Source organism: Vibrio limimangrovi (assembly GCF_054064025.1).
Genome location: NZ_JBSUGF010000001.1, coordinates 406273 through 425439 on the forward strand (window position 1 = coordinate 406273; position 19167 = coordinate 425439).

The 19167-nt window shown below is 45.1% G+C and carries 15 protein-coding genes; 5 read left to right on the forward strand and 10 right to left on the reverse strand.

Annotated features, from left to right (window positions below):
* Window positions 1–38: 38 nt before the first annotated feature.
* From fabD to yceD, 5 genes are all read right to left on the reverse strand, one after another.
* Window positions 39–962, reverse strand: a complete 924-nt coding sequence (gene fabD, locus ACWYU8_RS01795) for an ACP S-malonyltransferase (protein WP_457516605.1) — start codon at window positions 960–962, stop codon at window positions 39–41.
* A gap of 75 nt (window positions 963–1037) precedes the next feature.
* On the reverse strand, window positions 1038–1988 hold the full coding sequence (locus tag ACWYU8_RS01800; protein WP_457516607.1) for a beta-ketoacyl-ACP synthase III: 951 nt from the start codon (window positions 1986–1988) through the stop codon (window positions 1038–1040).
* A gap of 5 nt (window positions 1989–1993) precedes the next feature.
* Window positions 1994–3019, reverse strand: coding sequence for a phosphate acyltransferase PlsX (gene plsX / locus ACWYU8_RS01805; RefSeq protein ID WP_457516694.1), 1026 nt, complete (start codon window positions 3017–3019; stop codon window positions 1994–1996).
* A 10-nt stretch (window positions 3020–3029) separates the two neighbouring features.
* A complete protein-coding gene (rpmF, locus tag ACWYU8_RS01810; RefSeq protein WP_011080823.1) occupies window positions 3030–3200 on the reverse strand; it encodes a 50S ribosomal protein L32 in 171 nt (56 codons plus the stop codon).
* A 59-nt stretch (window positions 3201–3259) separates the two neighbouring features.
* On the reverse strand, window positions 3260–3784 hold the full coding sequence (yceD, locus tag ACWYU8_RS01815; protein WP_457516612.1) for a 23S rRNA accumulation protein YceD: 525 nt from the start codon (window positions 3782–3784) through the stop codon (window positions 3260–3262).
* A 149-nt stretch (window positions 3785–3933) separates the two neighbouring features.
* On the opposite strand from yceD, the gene ACWYU8_RS01820 reads away from it, so the two are divergent.
* A complete protein-coding gene (locus tag ACWYU8_RS01820) occupies window positions 3934–4515 on the forward strand; it encodes a Maf family protein (protein ID WP_457516614.1) in 582 nt (193 codons plus the stop codon).
* Between the two features lie 57 nt (window positions 4516–4572).
* On the opposite strand, the gene rluC is transcribed toward ACWYU8_RS01820, so the two are convergent.
* Complete coding sequence (gene rluC, locus ACWYU8_RS01825) at window positions 4573–5517, reverse strand: 23S rRNA pseudouridine(955/2504/2580) synthase RluC (RefSeq protein ID WP_457516615.1); 945 nt, start codon at window positions 5515–5517, stop codon at window positions 4573–4575.
* 637 nt (window positions 5518–6154) lie between these two features.
* Between rluC and rne the strand changes: the two genes are divergently transcribed.
* Together rne and ACWYU8_RS01835 are read left to right on the forward strand one after the other, a co-directional pair.
* The gene (rne, locus tag ACWYU8_RS01830; RefSeq protein WP_457516617.1) at window positions 6155–9286 is read left to right on the forward strand and encodes a ribonuclease E; all 3132 of its coding nucleotides are present in this window, start codon (window positions 6155–6157) and stop codon (window positions 9284–9286) included.
* Window positions 9287–9603: 317 nt separating this feature from the next.
* On the forward strand, window positions 9604–11163 hold the full coding sequence (locus ACWYU8_RS01835) for a SulP family inorganic anion transporter (protein ID WP_457516619.1): 1560 nt from the start codon (window positions 9604–9606) through the stop codon (window positions 11161–11163).
* 70 nt (window positions 11164–11233) lie between these two features.
* Here the strand turns inward: ACWYU8_RS01835 and ACWYU8_RS01840 are convergent, their stop codons facing one another.
* On the reverse strand, window positions 11234–11683 hold the full coding sequence (locus tag ACWYU8_RS01840; protein ID WP_457516621.1) for a low molecular weight protein-tyrosine-phosphatase: 450 nt from the start codon (window positions 11681–11683) through the stop codon (window positions 11234–11236).
* Between the two features lie 124 nt (window positions 11684–11807).
* Here ACWYU8_RS01840 and cobO point away from each other — a divergent pair, with 124 nt between their 5' ends.
* Window positions 11808–12413 carry a cob(I)yrinic acid a,c-diamide adenosyltransferase gene (cobO, locus tag ACWYU8_RS01845; protein WP_457516623.1) on the forward strand — a complete coding sequence of 202 codons (606 nt, stop codon included), beginning with the start codon at window positions 11808–11810 and terminating at the stop codon, window positions 12411–12413.
* Between the two features lie 205 nt (window positions 12414–12618).
* Here the strand turns inward: cobO and ACWYU8_RS01850 are convergent, their stop codons facing one another.
* The 3 genes from ACWYU8_RS01850 to apbC all read right to left on the reverse strand — a co-directional run bounded on the left by ACWYU8_RS01850 (window position 12619) and on the right by apbC (window position 16791).
* Window positions 12619–14694, reverse strand: coding sequence for an AsmA family protein (locus ACWYU8_RS01850; RefSeq protein ID WP_457516625.1), 2076 nt, complete (start codon window positions 14692–14694; stop codon window positions 12619–12621).
* A 187-nt stretch (window positions 14695–14881) separates the two neighbouring features.
* Window positions 14882–15523: a uridine kinase gene (gene udk / locus ACWYU8_RS01855; RefSeq protein WP_457516627.1), complete on the reverse strand. Its 642-nt coding sequence runs from the start codon at window positions 15521–15523 to the stop codon at window positions 14882–14884.
* Between the two features lie 191 nt (window positions 15524–15714).
* Window positions 15715–16791 carry an iron-sulfur cluster carrier protein ApbC gene (apbC, locus tag ACWYU8_RS01860; protein WP_457516629.1) on the reverse strand — a complete coding sequence of 359 codons (1077 nt, stop codon included), beginning with the start codon at window positions 16789–16791 and terminating at the stop codon, window positions 15715–15717.
* A 162-nt stretch (window positions 16792–16953) separates the two neighbouring features.
* Here apbC and metG point away from each other — a divergent pair, with 162 nt between their 5' ends.
* Window positions 16954–19020 (forward strand): methionine--tRNA ligase, encoded by a 2067-nt coding sequence (metG, locus tag ACWYU8_RS01865; protein WP_457516630.1) that lies wholly within the window; start codon window positions 16954–16956, stop codon window positions 19018–19020.
* Window positions 19021–19167: the final 147 nt, after the last annotated feature.

Consider the following 19167-nt stretch of genomic DNA (forward strand, 5'->3'; position numbering starts at 1 on the left):
CATGTTCTGTTTTCCTTTTATTATCGTGTTTATCTAAATTACTTAGCCGCTTCTAACGATGCTACGTCGTTAACTGCTGCCGCATTTAGGGATTTCACGATACGTTTAGTTAGACCTGTCAGAACTTTGCCAGGACCAAGCTCAAGAAGGTTTTCTACACCTTGCTCACTCATTAGCTCTACGCTCTCAGTCCAGCGAACTGGGCTGTATAGCTGACGAACAAGTGCTTCTTTAATTTTTGCAGGATCGGTTTCAGCTGCCACATCTACGTTGTTGATGACCGGCAGCTGTGGAGTATTAAACTCGATCGACTCTAGAGCAACGGCCAGTTTTTCAGCCGCAGGCTTCATTAGCGCGCAGTGAGAAGGTACTGAAACTGGAAGAGGAAGTGCACGCTTCGCACCCGCTGCTTTACATAGTGCACCCGCACGTTCAACAGCGTCTTTGCTACCAGCAATTACAACTTGACCAGGAGAGTTAAAGTTTACCGGAGAAACCACTTCGCCTTGCGCTGCGTCTTCACATGCTTTTGCGATAGCTTCATCATCCAGGCCAATGATTGCGTACATTGCACCAGTACCTGCAGGTACGGCTTCTTGCATTAGCTGACCACGCAGCTCAACAAGTTTGATGGCTTGTTTAAAGTCAATCACGCCAGCACATACAAGTGCTGAGTACTCGCCCAAGCTGTGGCCAGCAAGGTTTGCAGGTTGCTCAAGACCCAGCTCTTGCCATACACGCCAAATAGCCACAGACGACGCTAACAATGCAGGCTGTGTACGGAAAGTTTGGTTTAAATCTTCAGCAGGGCCATTTTGAACAAGCGACCATAGATCGTAACCTAGTGCGTCAGATGCTTCTGCAAATGTTTGTTTTACTACGTCATATTGTTCGCCAAGTTCAGCCAGCATACCTACTGCTTGAGAACCTTGGCCTGGAAATACGATAGCAAACTTGCTCATGTTGTTTTCCTTTAAGCAATGTAAAAATAAATAAGATGCACTTAGTGCACCTTATATTTTGAATTCTCGTGAAACTTAGAATTTCACCAGAGCTGAGCCCCAGGTAAAGCCGCCACCGAATGCTTCAAGCAGCAAAGTTTGTCCACGCTTAATACGACCATCGCGTACTGCTTCGTCCAGAGCAGTCGGAACTGTCGCCGCCGATGTATTACCATGCTTATCTAGTGTCAGTACGACTTGGTCCAGTGACATAGACAGTTTCTTGGCTGTCGCCGAGATAATACGGTAGTTCGCTTGGTGCGGCACTAACCAGTCTAGCTCAGACTTGTGCATGTTGTTTGCTTCAAGTGTGTCTTTAACCAGTTTAGACAACTGAGTTACAGCAACTTTGAATACTTCGTTACCTGCCATGTGGAGCCATTTATCGGCATCTTTGCCACGCTCTGGTACTGGTAAGCTCAATAGCTCACCGAATTGACCATCAGAATATATGTGGGTAGAAATAATGCCTGGCTCTTCGCTTGCACCAACAACAACTGCGCCCGCTCCGTCACCAAAAAGTATGATGGTTGAACGGTCAGTCGGATCACATGTTTTTGACAATGCGTCGGCACCAATCACAAGTACGTTTTTACACATACCCGTTTTAATGTGCTGGTCTGCAACAGATAAGGCATAAATAAAGCCCGAACAAGCAGCGGCTAAGTCAAATGCCGGACAACCTTTAATGCCAAGCTTTCCTTGCACCTGACACGCAGATGAAGGGAAAGTATGGCTACTGCTAGTAGTAGCAACAATAATAAGATCAATGTCGTTCTTATCTATACCTGCCATATCGATAGCGTTTTCAGCTGCGTAGAATGCCATGTCAGCCACAGTTTCATCTTCTGCGGCGATTCGACGCTCTTTAATACCCGTGCGAGCAACGATCCACTCATCACTTGTATCTACCATTTTCTCCAGATCTGCGTTAGTACGCACCTGAGATGGCAGGTAGCTGCCAGTACCTAAAATTTTGCTATACATGAAGACTAATAATGCCTCTCGAGTAAAACCGCTTCCAAACGATCGCTAATACGGCTTGGTACTTGTCGTTTGACCTCGTGTACTGCCTCTCCAAGTGCATTGACAATTGCAGATACATCAGCGCTTCCATGGCTTTTAATGACAATGCCGCGCAATCCTAGCAAACTTGCGCCGTTATACTGGTCGGGGTTCAGTGTTTTTAGTTCATTAAATAGCCGAGAAAACAATTTTCTAGCTATCCAACCCTTTATCGTAGATGCCATCATACTGGTTTTAATTTTTTCGATAAAAAGTTGCGCTGTTCCTTCACTGGCTTTTAAACATACGTTACCGACAAACCCATCACAAACGATGACATCAGCAACGTCATGTAATATTTGATTACCTTCAATATAACCAACAAAATTAATTGCGTCGGTTTGAGAAAGCATTTCTGCGCAGCGCTTAACCAAATCATTCCCTTTTATTTCTTCTGCACCGATATTCAGTACCGCTACACGAGAGGGACGACCTAAATGTTGTTCAGCTAAAGCACTGCCCATCACAGCAAACTGAAACAAACTGTCAGCGTCGCATGAGACATTCGCACCAAGATCCAACATCCAGGTTCGTTTACCGCTAATGGTCGGTAACGCGGAAACTAAAGCTGGACGATCAATACCAGGAAGTAATTTAAGGATAAAGCGCGACAGCGCCATCAATGCGCCGGTATTACCGCCGCTGACACAAGCGTCTGCTTTTTGATCAGATACAAGATCGATAGCTTTACGCATAGAACTGTTTTGGCTATTACGCAATGCTAAAGAGGGTTTTTCCGAGTTAGAGATGACTTTTTCGGTATGGAGAATAGTCAAACGGGAACTGGTAGAAGTACCTAATTGAGATAATTGAGATGTGATCAGGGATTGATCACCAATAAGGACCACTTTTAGCTCTGGGAAATGAGACAGTGCCTGCACGGCGGCAGGCACTGTTACGCGAGGACCGAAATCCCCGCCCATTGCATCAAGTGCAACGGTAATAGCTTGCAAAGGATCAACCTTACTTGTTGATAACCTTCTTGCCACGGTAGTAACCTTCAGCAGTTACGTTGTGGCGTAGGTGAGTTTCACCAGAAGTCGCGTCTACAGATAGTGCAGCTGTAGTTAGCGCATCGTGTGAACGACGCATACCGCGCTTAGAACGAGTTTTACGGTTTTGTTGTACGGCCATTGACCCTACTCCTATACTATTGGGTTAAAAACCTGAAGAAGAATCAGCTACCACACCAATTACTTTTTCAGACTTTTCAAAACGTCGAATGGATTCGGTTTCTTTTCCTCAATTTCTTCAGGAAGCTCACCAAAAACCATGTTATTTGAATCAACGCTACAATCCGCTTCATCGTGCATCGCTATTTGAGGTAATGCTAAGATGAACTCGTCTTCAACCAGTTGTATAAGGTCTAATTCACCGTACTCATTTAGATCTACCAAATCATAAATTTCTGGTGCTTCCTCTTCCGTCTTCTCACCGTAGTAAGGAGTGTAAAGGAATTCAACTTCACACATATGTGTGAATACCTCATTACAACGCTGACATTCTAATTCGACTTCGATGTTAGCTTTACCAGAGATAACAACGAGTCGCTGTTCATCTATCTCAAATGACAATGAGACTTCTGCGTCGCGTTTTACGCCTTCAGTTGCTTCCGCTAAGCGCTTGAAAAGACTGGTTTGGATGATACCATCGTAGTCCAACCGTTTCTGTGCCGCTTTCGCCGGATCAACCGTTCGCGGTATTTTTACCTTTTGCATAGGGCGCGAATATTATCTTCCAAATCAAAATTAGTCAAAGAAAAAGGCAAAAAAGTTGTTCTTTTTTGCGCTTATCATACAGAGCATTAGCCAGAATCATTTTTGATCGATTATCCTATCGGAAATGCTCCTGCAAATTGTAATTCAAAATGAAAAATTACCAACTGGTTTTAGCCTCAACCTCTCCATTTCGTAAACAACTGCTTGAAAAGCTCTCAGTCCCTTTTATCTGTTTAACACCAAACTGTGATGAAACGCCGTTAGATGACGAGAAACCGCTCGATCTTGTTATGCGACTCGCGGCTGACAAGGCAACATCTTGCTCGACCGATCGACCAAGTTTGGTCATCGGAAGTGATCAGGTTTGTTTGATTAACAATAAAATCGTCGGCAAACCACTCAATCGTGAAAATGCCATCGAGCAATTACTGGCTCAAAGTGGCAACGTGATCACTTTCTATACTGGTCTCGCTGTCCACAATACGGCCACTAACCACACCGAAATTGGTTACGATACTTTCGAAGTTCACTTCCGGGATTTAACTCGTGAACAAATAGAACGATATGTAGACAGAGAAGAGCCATTTTACTGTGCAGGCAGTTTCAAAAGTGAAGGAATGGGGATTTGCTTGTTCAAGAAACTTATTGGTAAAGATCCGAACACACTCGTGGGCCTGCCGTTGATTGATTTGATAGATATGTTACAAGTTCAGGGACTTGAGATTCTCTGATAAAGAGACAAAAGGGAGCATATCGCTCCCTTTTGGTATTCGGTACAAATATCGTATTTAAGCCTTTCTTAAACCTGCCAGCACTTTTTCCAGCTTAGATTCCATCGGCGCGTTAACTTCCATCCACTCATCGTTTGAAGGGTGCTGGAACTTAATATTCGCCGCATGCAAGAACAAACGGTCTAATCCTAATTGTCCGGTATACGCATCGAAACGGCGGTCACCATAGCGGTCATCCCAGGCGATAGGGTGACCCGTGTACTGAGTATGCACACGAATCTGGTGAGTACGCCCCGTAATTGGACTCGCTTGGATCAGCGTCGCCTGCTCGAACTTCTCCAAAATCTTAAAGCGTGTTTCTGACGGTTTACCGTTTGGATTAACACGAACAATGCTGTTCACTTCGTTTTTCAGTAGTGGCGCGTTAACCACGTTACAACTGCTCTTCCACTGCCCCATCACTAACGCGAAGTAAAACTTCTTCACTGTTTTTGCTCGGAACTGTGCTTGCAGATGACGAAGCGCCGAACGTTTTTTAGCTACAAGTAAAATGCCAGAGGTATCACGGTCAATCCGATGTACGAGTTCTAAGAAGCGGGCATCAGGGCGTAACGCTCGAAGTGCTTCTATAGCACCAAACTTCAAACCGCTACCACCATGAACCGCAGTACCAGAAGGTTTGTTGAGGATCAGCATATGGTCATCTTCAAAAATGATCATATCTTCTAGCTCAGCGACTCGATTAAGTTTGGTGCTTGGTGCTACATCCTGTTCTTTCTCTTCCACCGTAACAGGAGGAATGCGAACCAGATCACCCGCTTTTAGTTTGTATTCGGCCTTAATGCGCTTTTTGTTAACACGCACCTCTCCTTTTCGCACAATTCTGTAAATCATGCTTTTGGGAATGTCTTTTAATTGGTTGCGCAAAAAGTTATCAATGCGCTGACCCGCCATGTCTTCGTCGATGTCGACAAACTGGACTTTCGTTCTTATTTCGCTCATGCGCGCTATTGTAAACGCAATTACGGATGACTTCACATTATTCTTTCTACAAAAGAAACACTTGCCAGCGTAAAACGAGTAAAAATCACCCAAGCTTTTGTTTAAATTATTAAAACTCTCTTCCAAGTTTCTCCCTTGTTTTCTGTCTTGCAAAGTTTAGCCTGTTCAATTGCTTAGGAAACAGCCAGTTATAAAATGTAAAATTTGAATTTTGTGACAATTTTTCGATCGTTTGGATGAAAGCAGATTGCTGATAGCGACGCGCACTGCTATAGTTCACAGCTGCTAAGGAAGGTTTGGTCACATTTTATTCACAGCCATTCATTACTCCTCAAGCAATGCGAGTAGAACGTCGAAGATCAGGTGCAGCATTGGCGTAAGACACATTGAATTCGACACACTTGCCACCCTACTCCTCGCATATTCACGTTGAGTACCTACCGCCCAAATAGCGGGTCACAAGTCTACGTTTCTAACAGAGACCAGAAGAGGCTTGTGATAACTGAAGTGCCCTAGAGCATCCCCTTCCAGCCGGGAGGCTGCAATATATAAGTCATGGGATCAGGCACCGTGGAACAGCGACAAAACAGTGGCAAGTCGACAAGAAAGATAAGAGAAAAGACAACGAGAATTTTCAATGAAAAGAATGTTAATTAACGCAACTCAAAAAGAAGAGTTGCGTGTCGCTCTGGTTGATGGCCAGCGACTTTTCGATCTTGATATCGAGAGTCCGGGACATGAATCTAAAAAAGCGAATATCTACAAAGGACGTATCACACGTATTGAACCAAGCTTAGAAGCCGCATTTGTTGATTACGGTGCTGAGCGTCACGGTTTCCTCCCTCTCAAAGAAATTGCCCGCGAATATTTCCCTGAAGGCTACACCTACCAAGGCCGTCCAAGCATTAAAGAAGTGCTGACTGAAGGCCAGGAAGTTATTGTACAAGTGGAAAAAGAGGAACGTGGTAGCAAGGGCGCAGCTCTGACTACTTTCATTTCTCTGGCTGGTAGTTACCTTGTTCTTATGCCGAATAACCCTCGTGCTGGCGGTATTTCTCGCCGTATCGAAGGGGACGAACGTACTCAACTAAAAGCTGCACTAAGCACATTAGAACTGCCACAAGGCATGGGTCTGATTGTACGTACAGCAGGCGTTGGTAAAAGTGCAGAAGAACTTGAATGGGACCTGAACGTACTGCTTAATCACTGGGGTGCAATTAAAGGCGCGGCAGACACTAATCCTGCTCCGTTCCTAATCCACCAGGAAAGTAACGTAATCGTTCGTGCAATCCGTGACTATTTGCGTCGTGATATTGGTGAAATCCTCATCGACAGCAACACCATTTACGAACGTGCAAAAGAGCACATTCAACTGGTTCGCCCTGATTTCATTAACCGCGTTAAGAAATACGACGGTGAAGTACCACTGTTCAGCCACTACCAAATTGAAAGCCAAATCGAATCCGCTTTCCAACGTGAAGTGCGTCTGCCATCTGGTGGTTCAATTGTAATCGACCCAACTGAAGCGCTAACTTCAATCGATATCAACTCTGCTCGCGCAACAAAAGGCGGCGATATCGAAGAGACAGCTCTTAACACAAACCTGGAAGCAGCAGACGAAATCGCTCGTCAATTACGTCTGCGTGACTTAGGTGGTCTGGTTGTTATCGACTTTATTGATATGACCCCAGTTCGCCACCAGCGTGAAGTGGAAAACCGTCTGCGTGAAGCCGTTCGTCTGGATCGTGCTCGCGTTCAAATTGGCCGTATCTCGCGCTTCGGTCTGTTGGAAATGTCTCGTCAACGCTTGAGCCCATCTCTAGCAGAAGCGAGCCACCACATCTGTCCACGTTGTAGCGGTACAGGTGTTGTACGTGACAACGAATCTTTGGCGCTTTCTGTTCTTCGTCTAATCGAAGAAGAAGCTCTTAAAGACAACACTGCACAAGTTTTGGCTGTGGTGCCGGTTCCAATTGCTTCTTACCTTCTTAACGAAAAACGTCGCTCGGTTAACCATATCGAACGTATTCAGGAAGTGAAGATTACGGTTGTTCCTAACTCTGATATGGAAACGCCACACTTCGAAGTGATTCGTGTCCGTGAAGGTGAAGAGTTTGACCTGATTTCATACTTGCTGCCTCAAAAACTGGAAGCGATGAAAGAAGCCGAAGGTAAAGAGCCAGCGGAAGTGGATATCAAGCCTAAGCGAATTGAAGAGCCTGTACTTAAAGGCTTTGCATCTCCAGCTCAATCTGCACCAGCGCCGGTTTCGAAACCAGTACCTGAGGTTAAGAAGGAAGCAGTAGTACAGGAAGAATCTCGTCCAGGTCTATTTGCCCGCTTATTCAAAGCGATTGGTAGCTTCTTATTTGGTGGTTCTGAAAAAGCAAAAGAAGAACCAAAACAAGACGAAGATAAGACGTCTAATCACGATAACAGGCGCAACAAACGTGATCGTAATGACCGCAATGATCGCCGCCGAAGCAATCAACGCGATAATCGTGACGGCCGTGAAAATCGCGAAAGCCGTGATAACAGAGACAATCGCGATAGCAGAGACAATCGTGATAACCGACGTCGTCGCAAGCCTCGTGACGAACAGGCAAGCGAACAGATTGATGCTCAGCAACCAGCGAACAAGCAACAAAACCGCAATCAAAAGCGCAAACCAAAAGCTCAACCAGCAGAGAAAGCTCAAGAGCCTAAAGTAAACGCCAAAGTCGCGGAAAAAGGGTTGCAGCTTGCCGCTGAAGCACGATCTGATGTTAAGACTGAAGAAAGCAAAGCGAAGCCAAACGTTAAAACAGAGAAAGTTAAAGAAAGACGTCAGCGTCGTAAACTTAACAAATCTGTGCGCGTTAAAGATCAGCAGGCAGCCGTGCAAGAGGTGGAAGAAACTTTATTAGTTAATGCACCTGAAGTCGTAGAGTCTCCAGTTGAGCAGCCACTAGAAACAGTTGAAGCTCAACAGGACAACCAGCAAGCCGAGTCTAAACAACGTCGCAATCGTCGCTCTCCACGTCACCTTCGTGCAAGTGGTCAGCGTCGTCGCCGTGGTCGTGATCGTCGCCCTAACCCATTCCGCCTGCGTAAGGGTGGCGTAGCTTCTCCTGAGATGGCAATGGGTAAAGTGATGCCACGTTACATTCCAAAACCAGCGCCTAAGAAAGAAGTGCCGGTTAAGGAAGAAGCGGTAGTAACAGCAGTACCAGCAATACAAGGTGGTTTTGCATGCCCTGAGTTGGCAATGGGTAAAGTGATTATCCGTCGCGAGCTACCAGTGGTTGAGGAAGCCCCGGCTGTAGAGCCTAAAGTTCAAAAAGTGGTCGAAACGAAAGTTGCAGCACCTGTGGCTGACAAAGCAACTGCAGAGCCAGTAGTAGCAGAACAAGCTCCAGCTGAACCAACACCAACTGTGGCAGCAGAACCAGCTCCTGTAGTTGAGACAACAGAAGCGGTAACTGAAACTACACCAGCTCAAGAGCAATTTGTAGAGACAGTTGCAGAACCAGTCATTGAAGCCGTTGAAGTCGCACAAGTGATTGAAGTTCCTGTTGAAGTTCAGAAGACTCAAGCGGATGTTATTAAAGTTGTCGTGAAGCCACGAGCAAGCGCACCAATGACAAAAGCACCTGGTCCTCAAGAACTACGTGAAATTGAAGTCACTGCGGCACCATTCAAAGCTGAGCGTTACCAACCAAAAGGTGCAGGTAGCCAAGTAGCAACGAACCGAGCTTCAGCTGCTATGACCAAACCAAACTTTAACTAGTTTGAATTTGCAATAGCTTGAAAAACAAAACAAAAGGCTGCCAGTGGCAGCCTTTTTTATCTCTATAAATTCACTCTAATTGTTCACATTAATATCAACGGCTGATCACATTTGTGGTTCATCATCCGTATCATTCTTGAACTTAATCACACTTTTCGGTAGCATTCGCCGACTCAAGTTTTCGACACTATTCTGATGCTGCTCTTTTTTACTACGGTTTACGCCGAGTGAGTTGATGACATTTCATCTCTCGGTGGCTTGTGCAAATACGAATATCTGTCGGGATAAACACATCTCAATGAGAACTTAAAACAAACATGTTCGAATTTCCGCAATTTTCTAAGCACTCTGTAAAAAATGACGTGCTATCAGGCTTAACCGTTGCTTTAGCACTGGTTCCTGAAGCTGTAGCATTCGCATTCGTTGCTGGTGTAGACCCAATGGTTGGTCTTTACGCTGCATTTATCGTTGGCCTGGTCACTTCTATATTTGGCGGCCGTCCTGGCATGATTTCTGGTGCGACAGGTGCGATGGCCGTTGTCATGGTAACTCTAGTTGCTAGTCACGGTGTTCAATACTTATTCGCAGCCATTATGCTGGCCGGTATTCTGCAGGTTGCCGCTGGTCTGTTTAAGCTGGGTAAGTTTATCCGTATCGTGCCACATCCTGTCATGATCGGTTTCGTAAACGGTTTGGCGATCGTGATCTTCCTTGCCCAATTAGGCCAATTTAAAGCCCCAGATGTTAACGGTATGCTCACCTGGTTACCGCAAGACCAAATGATGCTAATGCTAGGTTTGGTTGCATTGACAATGGCAATCATCTACTTCTTACCAAAAATTACGACAGCGGTTCCGTCATCATTGGTTGCGATTGTAACCGTTACGGCTCTCGTGGTTGGTTTGGATCTTGAAACCCGAACTGTTGTTGATTTCTTGCGCGCTATGTCAGGCAATGACACTGCAACGTTGGCTGGTTCTCTGCCAACATTCTCTGTACCGTCGGTACCATTTACGCTAGAGACGCTGCAAATCATTCTGCCTTACGCCGTGATCCTTGCAGCTATCGGTCTGATTGAATCACTACTTACTCTGACTGTATTGGATGAGATGACTAACACCAGAGGCCAATCTAACCGCGAATGTATCGGCCAGGGTATGGCAAACCTAACCTGTTCTGTGTTTGGCGCGATGGGTGGTTGTGCGATGATTGGTCAATCGATGATTAACGTAAACTCAGGTGGTCGTGGTCGTCTTTCTGGTATCGTAGCGGCAGTAGCTCTTCTGATGTTCATTCTGTTTGCTTCATCACTAATTGAAATGATTCCGCTCGCGGCACTCGTTGGGGTGATGTTCATGGTAGTGATCGGCACATTTGAGTGGGCAACATTCAAGCTTGCTCGTCGCGTACCAAAACAAGACTTCTTCGTTATCGTTCTAGTTACTGTGGTGACCGTTCTTACTGACTTAGCTATTGCGGTTGCTGTTGGTGTGATTGCATCTGCACTGATGTTTGCGTGGCAACATGCAAAACATATCTACGCGGATACTTGCCTCAATGAAGAAGGTTCAAAAGAGTACAAAATCCACGGCCCTATCTTCTTTGGTTCTGCGGCGAATTTCCTCGAAATATTTAATGCTCAGGACGACCCGAAAGAAGTGATCGTTGACTTTGCCGATTCGCGCGTCACCGATCACTCTGCAATCGAAGCTATCGAAACACTGGCTGAACGCTACGCTATGATTGGTAAAACCCTTCATCTTCGTCACCTGAGTCCAGATTGCCGTAAGTTGCTGCACAAAGCGGGAAGCCTGGTAGAAATCAATGTGAAAGAAGACCCAAGCTATAAAGTTGCCACCGACGTTTTAGCTGGCTAACACAGTCCGAAGAATAGATATGCAAAGGGATGAGTCATGGCTCATCCCTTTTTCATTTGGGTTAAACGTATTAAATCTTCTTCAAAATCGCTTCAGAAGCTTCTTCAATTAAATCTAATACCAATTCGAAACCATCATCTCCACCGTAGTATGGATCGGGAATTTCTTCATAGCCGGAATTTGAGTGACTCAGAAAAAGAGAGACTTTATGACGGTGCTCAACAGGGCAAATATCCAAAAGATCGGCTAAATTGGCTTTATCTGCAGCCAGTACCAGATCAAAGTACTCAAAGTCGCTACTTTTTACCTGACGTGCTCGGATACCTTTAAAAGAATACCCTCGCTGTCTTCCTGCCGCCATCGCACGAGAGTCAGGTGGATTACCTGTGTGATAACCAATTGTCCCCGCAGAATCAATCTCTACAGCAGCACCCAGCTCGTTTGCTTTCGCTCTCAGGATGGCTTCTCCAGTAGGCGAGCGACAGATATTCCCCATACATACAACGAGTATTCTTTTCATTCTATTCCCTGATATTCCGATGGTTTTTCTTCATAGGTACTTGGTCTATCATAGCGGGATAAAATGACTAACCCAAGTTCATACTCATGTTCGGGACGGAACAAACAGGAAATTAGGTACGATTATGTCTATCGATGAAAACAAAGAAGCGCGTCATAAGGCTCGTCAGCAAAAAGTAAAAGAACAGGTGGACGCAAAAATCGCATCTGCTCAGGAAGAAAAAGGTCTTTTGCTCATCATTACCGGAAATGGCAAAGGTAAATCTACTTCTGGCTTTGGTACGATTGCGCGTGCTGTGGGACACGGTTTGAATTGTGCCGTTGCTCAGTTCATCAAAGGCACGTGGGATAACGGTGAGCGCAACCTATTAGAGAAACTGGGGGTTGAATTCCAGGTCATGGCAACTGGTTTTACCTGGGAGACGCAAAACAAAGCGGCAGATACTGAAGCTGCGCAATTGGTCTGGCAAGAGTGTAAACGCATGCTGCAAGACGAGTCTCTCGATGTGGTTTTGTTTGATGAGCTGACTTACATGGTTAGTTACGGTTACATCGATTTAGATGAAGTCGTAGAAGCGCTCAACAATCGCCCTAAGATGCAATCCGTTGTCATCACTGGCCGTGGTGCGCATCGTACCCTGATTGAAATGGCCGACACGGTCTCTGAGGTGAAGAACGTTAAACACGCTTTTGAGTCTGGCGTGAAAGCCCTGAAAGGTGTGGATTGGTAGTAATTTAGGTCCTAGGAAAAGAAGGTCCTAGGTCCTAGGGGAGCCCACTCGTGGCTCCGTATCTCTTTATTAACATTGGGTTTGTTGGTCTGGAATACGGATTACAGAATACAGAGTCACAGTCTGTACTCCGTATTCTGTGAGCGAAGCGTTCCGTAATCCAATAATCTTTTCCTAGGACCTAGAATCCTAGAACCTCTAAGATCTAGTTAAACAAGTTTTTCAGCAAACCGTCTACCGCCTCTTTGGTTTTCTCGTCTTTGATCTTATCCGTTAGCTTCTCTACGCCGCGGTCAATTTCTTTCTGCGCTTTTTGTTTGAGGATATCATCGAATACCAGTTTGAATTTCGGATCTGCCCAGTTGCCAGAGACATTGATCGGAATCGTAATGTCTTTGAGTTCATCGATATTCTTGCCGCCTTGCCCTTCTAGCGTACCAACAATAGAAGTGCTGATAGTGAAGTCGACAGTTTCGTTCAGGTAATTTGCCTTACCATTACCACGCACACGAAGCAGTGGTGACTGCGCCTTCATATCATCCGTGGATACCACGCCATTGTTTAGTTTCAACGTCGCGGTCATCGCACTGAAGTCCGTTTTCTTCACTTCCTTCGTGCTTTCAACTGACTGACCTTTGAATTTTGCGTAGTTTTCTCGAATTAACTGTGCCACGTTAATGCCATGAACAGCACCATCAGCAAAGTTAATCGCTACTGTACCCACTAGGTTCTGTTTAATACCCGTCGGTGTAAGGCTGCTGCCTTTAACGTTGATATCGATATTACCGGTGCCTTCCAACTTATCATTGTCAGCGACATCCACTAATAATGGCTGAACATGCACGCCTTTAATTGTATTCGTTACGATGTATGTCGCTGGAGTCTTACGAGCATCCAACTGAGCTTTCGCGTTAATCGTGCCTTGATAGAGTTTTGAACTGAATGAAGTGAGCTCAGCAACGCCACGGTTGACCGTAAAGCTTGCTTTCACCGCTTCCATTTTTGCGTTAGCGGCTTTGAACTTATCGATCGTGATGTTACCTTTGACATCCAGTGTTTTCAGTGCTGACAAATCTGGCTCTACTTCAGAGCCCGCTTTCGTACTCTCACCATTTGAAGTCGATTGACCTTCTGATTGTTGGTTTAGGCCCAGAAATTCATCTAAATCAATATTTGGACTATGCAGCGCAAAACGCACTTTAGGGATATCATCCAAAGTAATATCCGCTTTACCATCTAGCTCAATAGCATTTGCCGTTAACTTCTCCAGCACAAAACTCAAGTGGCTTTTGCTCAGGTCGAAAGACAAATCAGACACCATATCAACCTTCATCGGTGTTTGCGGTAGAGCATCACCTTCCAACGTTGAATTTAGCGATAGTTTGTCTAGCTGTATTTTGGTGATCTCTTTATCGAGACTTAGCTGGCCACCACCTTGCATGTCCAACTTCATATCAGCGGCACTGCCTTTCAGGGCATAGCTAAGGTTATTAACGGTATCAAATGCAAAAGTATCCAAAGTGATGTTAGCCGATTCGATATTGTTGCTTGGATCAGCGTAAGTTGCATCAAACTTGATGTTCTTTAGCTCGTAACTTGCAAGACCTTTGGCTAATTTAAAATCCGCCTGACCTTGCGCGGTGAACTTCTGGTCATTCATCTCACCTTTTATACCGAAATCTGCTGTCGTCCAATTGTCAAAGGCAAATTCAGAAAGGTTGAGAGAAATATCATATAGCTTTGTGTAGCTGTCAGCCTGTTTATCCTGTATTTCAAGAGAGCCATTAGATACCGTGATACCTGCAAGATTAATAGTCCAGTCAGAACCAGATTCTTGCGTTTCGGCACTTTTCTCTTGTGAGCTGTCATTTGTTTGTTGTGATTGCTGCGCCTTCGTCAGAGCGTCGATGTTTTTGCTGCCATCCTGCTTGGTTTCGAGGTAAAACTCAGCGCCATCCAATGTAACATTACCGATTTCCAACTGCTTACTGAAAAGTGGAGTAACGGAAACATCGACGCTCACGGTTTCCACTTTAAACAGATTGGGTTGACTGAAGCCTTGCGGATTTCTTAGTTCGGTACGACCTAACTCAAGACCGATGGACGGGAAAAATTGCCAGCTAAGATCCCCTTCAATCACTAATTCCAATCCCGTTTGTTTTTGGGCTTGTTCAACGATAAGGGGCTTAAATTGATTCGGGTTTACAAAAATAGTTAAAGCGAGAATCGCCCCAACGACTAGCACAACGGGTATTGCAACAATTAAGAGCAGTTTCTTCATTAGTTTATCCTTGCTCGTGTGTTTTTAAGACTATAGTAGTTGATTTGTTCTATCGCTGACAGTTCCGTGAAAGCGTGAAATTATCCTTTATTGTAGTGCAACTGATTAATTTAAAAATAAAAAAAGAAGCGACACCTAAGGTGCCACTTCTTTTCATAAAAATAAAGTAGTATAGCCGTTTGGAAACTTAAGCTTTCAAAAGTTTTGCAATGTGAGCTTTCAGTACATCGATTGCGATGCGGTTTTTACCGCCACGAGGAACAATGATATCCGCATATTGCTTAGAAGGTTCGATAAACTGCATGAACATCGGACGCACTGTTTGTTGATATTGCTTGAGTACGGATTCCATTGTGCGGCCACGCTCTTCAACATCGCGTTTAACACGGCGAAGCAGACAAATATCTAATGGCGTGTCCATAAATACCGTTGCGTGCATTATGTCACGTAGGCGCGGGTCAGTAAGAAGAAGGATACCCTCTAAAATGATTACCTTTTTAGGGGTCATTGTCTTTGTATGAGTTGTTCTTGTGTGCTCAGTGTAACTGTACTCCGGTACTTCTACCGCTTCGCCACGAACCAGTTTTTCAAGGTGCTCACAAAGTAGATCGTGATCTAACGCACTCGGGTGATCGTAGTTGGTCTTTACTCGCTCATCCATGCTTAGGTGGCTTTGGTCGTTGTAGTAGCAATCTTCCGTGATAACACCGATTTGATGATCGCCTACTTTCTCGCGAAGCTCATTGTAGATTGTGCTCGCGATCAAACTTTTTCCCGAAGCAGAAGCGCCAGCAATACCTACGATGACGCAATGATTATTATCAGACATGAATTTGCACCCGATGATGATTTCTAGTGACATAAAAAGATAAACCGCCTGATTATAGGGAGTTCACCTCTTCGTTACTAGCTGGAATTAGAGTTTAGTTGTAAGTTTCTAACCGCCCGGAGGATTAACCTCCGAGCAAACGTTAAAATGGGCAACTTTCAACCATCACTATTAACAAATACAGTTTAGAGTTAGTTTACCATTGTAAAACTGATTGCATCTGGCTTTGCTTTGCCTTGCCAAAACATCATGCTACAAACGCTATCCGCCAGCTGTTTATAATAGCCAGCGTGCTCACTTTCCGGTCTTCTTGCTACCGTTGGAATCCCGGCATCAATGTCTTCACGCATTGAAATATGTAGTGGAATTTGTCCCAACAGAGCCAAACCAAATTCCTGACACATTTTCTCTGCACCACCCATACCGAAGATGTGCTCTGTCGCACCACATTGACTACAGATGTGGTAGCTCATATTTTCAACCACACCGACTACTGGCACATTCACTTTATTGAACATTGTTGCGCCCTTACGCGCGTCTGCCAGCGCCAAGTCTTGTGGAGTGGTTACCAATACCGTTCCGGTAACAGGGATCTGTTGTGACAACGTTAATTGGATATCCCCTGTGCCTGGTGGCATGTCTATTACCAGATAATCCAGTTCAGGCCAATCCGTTTCAGTTAACAGCTGAGACAACGCCTTTGAGGCCATAGGACCACGCCAAATTGCCGCTTCCGACTTGTCAACCAGATAACCGATAGAATGAGTATAGATCCCGTGAGCGAAAATAGGCTCCATCCATTTAGAATCGCGAACTTCTGGCTTAGCATCTTCCTGACCAAGCATCATAGGAACCGAAGGCCCATAAATGTCGGCATCCAGTAGACCCACTTTTGCTCCCGATTGAGCAATGGCTAGCGCCAAGTTGACAGCAGTGGTTGATTTACCAACCCCACCTTTAGCCGAGCTCACCGCGATAATGTTTTTTACACCTTTAACACCATTGGTCACATGTGTTTCCAGGGCTTTAACGTTCTGCTCGATTTGGAATGGAAAATCAGGCACCACTCCTGAGGTTTGCTGTTGTTTGATCCAGTCATGTAGAACAATCTGGAGTTCATTGCTTGCAAACGGCAGAGTAATTTTTACCTCACCCTGAGCGGTGATAGTGAGCACACCGTTAATATCTGCCCAACTATCCACCAATTGCGGATGCTGGAACTGGTTAAACCAATGACAAAAATCTTGTTTTGAAGTGAACTGATGCATACGCCCTCCTTGTTTAACACCATGCTACCACCGACCTATCGTAATCAGAACCCCAAAAAAACTAAGGCATTCCATAGTTTGACACCTTGGAGTTAGTGAGCTCATGGGGTAGTATTATCCATCAAAAATTTTTATACCTATCAAGAAAAGCGAATATTAAGTATGGCAAATGATCCAAGACCTCTTTCTTCAAGAAAAATGCTGGTAACTTGTGCCCTTCCGTACGCTAACGGTTCGATCCACCTTGGTCATATGCTAGAGCATATCCAAGCGGACATTTGGGTTCGTTACCAACGCCTACGCGGCAACACTGTAAACTTCATCTGTGCTGACGATGCTCACGGCACGCCAATCATGCTTAAAGCGCAACAGATGGGTATGACTCCTGAAGAAATGATTGCCGCAGTTAGCGAAGAGCACCAAAAGGACTTTGCTGGCTTTGATATCAGCTTTGACAACTACCACAGCACTCACTCAGATGAGAACCGTGAGCTGGCGTCACACATTTATCTAGAGCTGAAAAAGAATGGCTTTATCTCTAGCCGTACTATTTCTCAGCTTTTCGACCCTGAGAAAGAGATGTTCTTGCCAGACCGTTTCGTAAAAGGTACTTGCCCTAAGTGTAAGTCAGAAGACCAATACGGCGACAACTGTGATGCATGTGGTGAGACATACAGCCCAACAGAGCTAATCAATCCGAAATCTGCAGTTTCTGGCGCTACGCCAATCATGAAAGATTCTGAGCACTTCTTCTTCGACCTGCCTCAGTTTGAAAGCATGCTAAAAGAGTGGACTCGTTCTGGTTCTCTTCAAGCTGAAACAGCAAACAAGATGCAAGAGTGGTTTGAATCGGGTCTGCAACAATGGGATATCTCGCGTGATGCTCCATACTTTGGCTTTGAAATCCCAGGCGAAAAAGACAAGTTCTTCTACGTTTGGCTAGACGCACCTATCGGCTACATGGGCTCATTCAAAAACCTATGTAACAAACGCGATGACCTTGATTTCGACGAATACTGGAAAAAAGACAGCACAGCTGAGCTTTACCACTTCATCGGTAAAGACATTGTTTACTTCCACAGCCTATTCTGGCCAGCAATGCTAGAAGGTTCTGGTTTCCGCAAGCCTAACAACGTATTCGTACACGGCTACGTAACCGTTAATGGTGCGAAAATGTCTAAGTCTAAAGGTACATTCGTAAAAGCAAGTACTTACCTAGAGCACCTAGACCCAGAGTGTCTGCGTTACTACTACGCAGCGAAGCTAAACAGCCGTATCGATGACCTGGATCTTAACCTAGAAGACTTCACTCAGCGCGTAAACGCCGACGTTGTGAACAAGATAGTTAACCTTGCATCTCGTAACGCGGGCTTCATCGCTAAACGTTTCGATGGCAAGCTGTCTGACAACTTCGCAGAGCCTGAGTTGTACAACGAGTTTGCTGCAGCAGCAGACCGCATTGCCGAACTATACGAAACTCGCGAATTTGGCCGTGCAATCCGTGAAATCACGGCGCTAGCGGACAAAGCAAACCAATACGTTGACGAAAAGGCACCTTGGGTCGTCGCGAAAGAAGAAGGCAAAGATCAGGAACTACAAGAAATCTGCTCTGTAGGTATCAACCTGTTCCGCGTACTAATGACTTACCTGAAACCAGTAATGCCAGCACTTGCCGCACGTACTGAGGCATTCCTAAACCAAGAATTGACTTGGGAAAGTATTACTGCACCACTGACTGGCCATGAAATCACTAAGTTTAAAGCGCTATTCAACCGTATCGATCCTAAGAACATCGAAGCGATGATTGAAGCATCAAAAGAAGATGCGGCAGCAGAAATGGCAGCAAAAGAGAAAGCTGAAGCAGCTAAGACAGAAACAGAGCTAAGCAAAGATCCAATCGCAGACGAGATTGAGTTCGATACTTTTGCTCAAGTTGATTTACGAATTGCTCGTATCATTTCTTGTGAAGAAGTACCAAAAGCAGACAAACTGCTTAAGTTCCAATTAGATATCGGTGGCGAGACTCGTCAGGTATTCTCTGGTATTAAGTCTGCGTACAAACCGGAAGAGCTCGAAGGTAAACTCACTGTCATGGTTGCAAACCTTAAGCCTCGTAAGATGAAGTTTGGTATGTCTGAAGGCATGATCCTAGCTGCTGGCCCTGGTGGCAGTGATTTGTGGCTCCTTGAACCACATGAAGGTGCCCAACCTGGAATGCGCGTAATGTAATGTAGTCAATTAAGATAAGACTCACTTCACAAAATCCCCACCCAGAAGGTGGGGATTTTTGATCAAATTCACATTATTGTGCATTAATCGCACCACCAGTGAGCAACGCGTCCATTATCTATTGTTAATGTCTTGTTTTTATCGAAT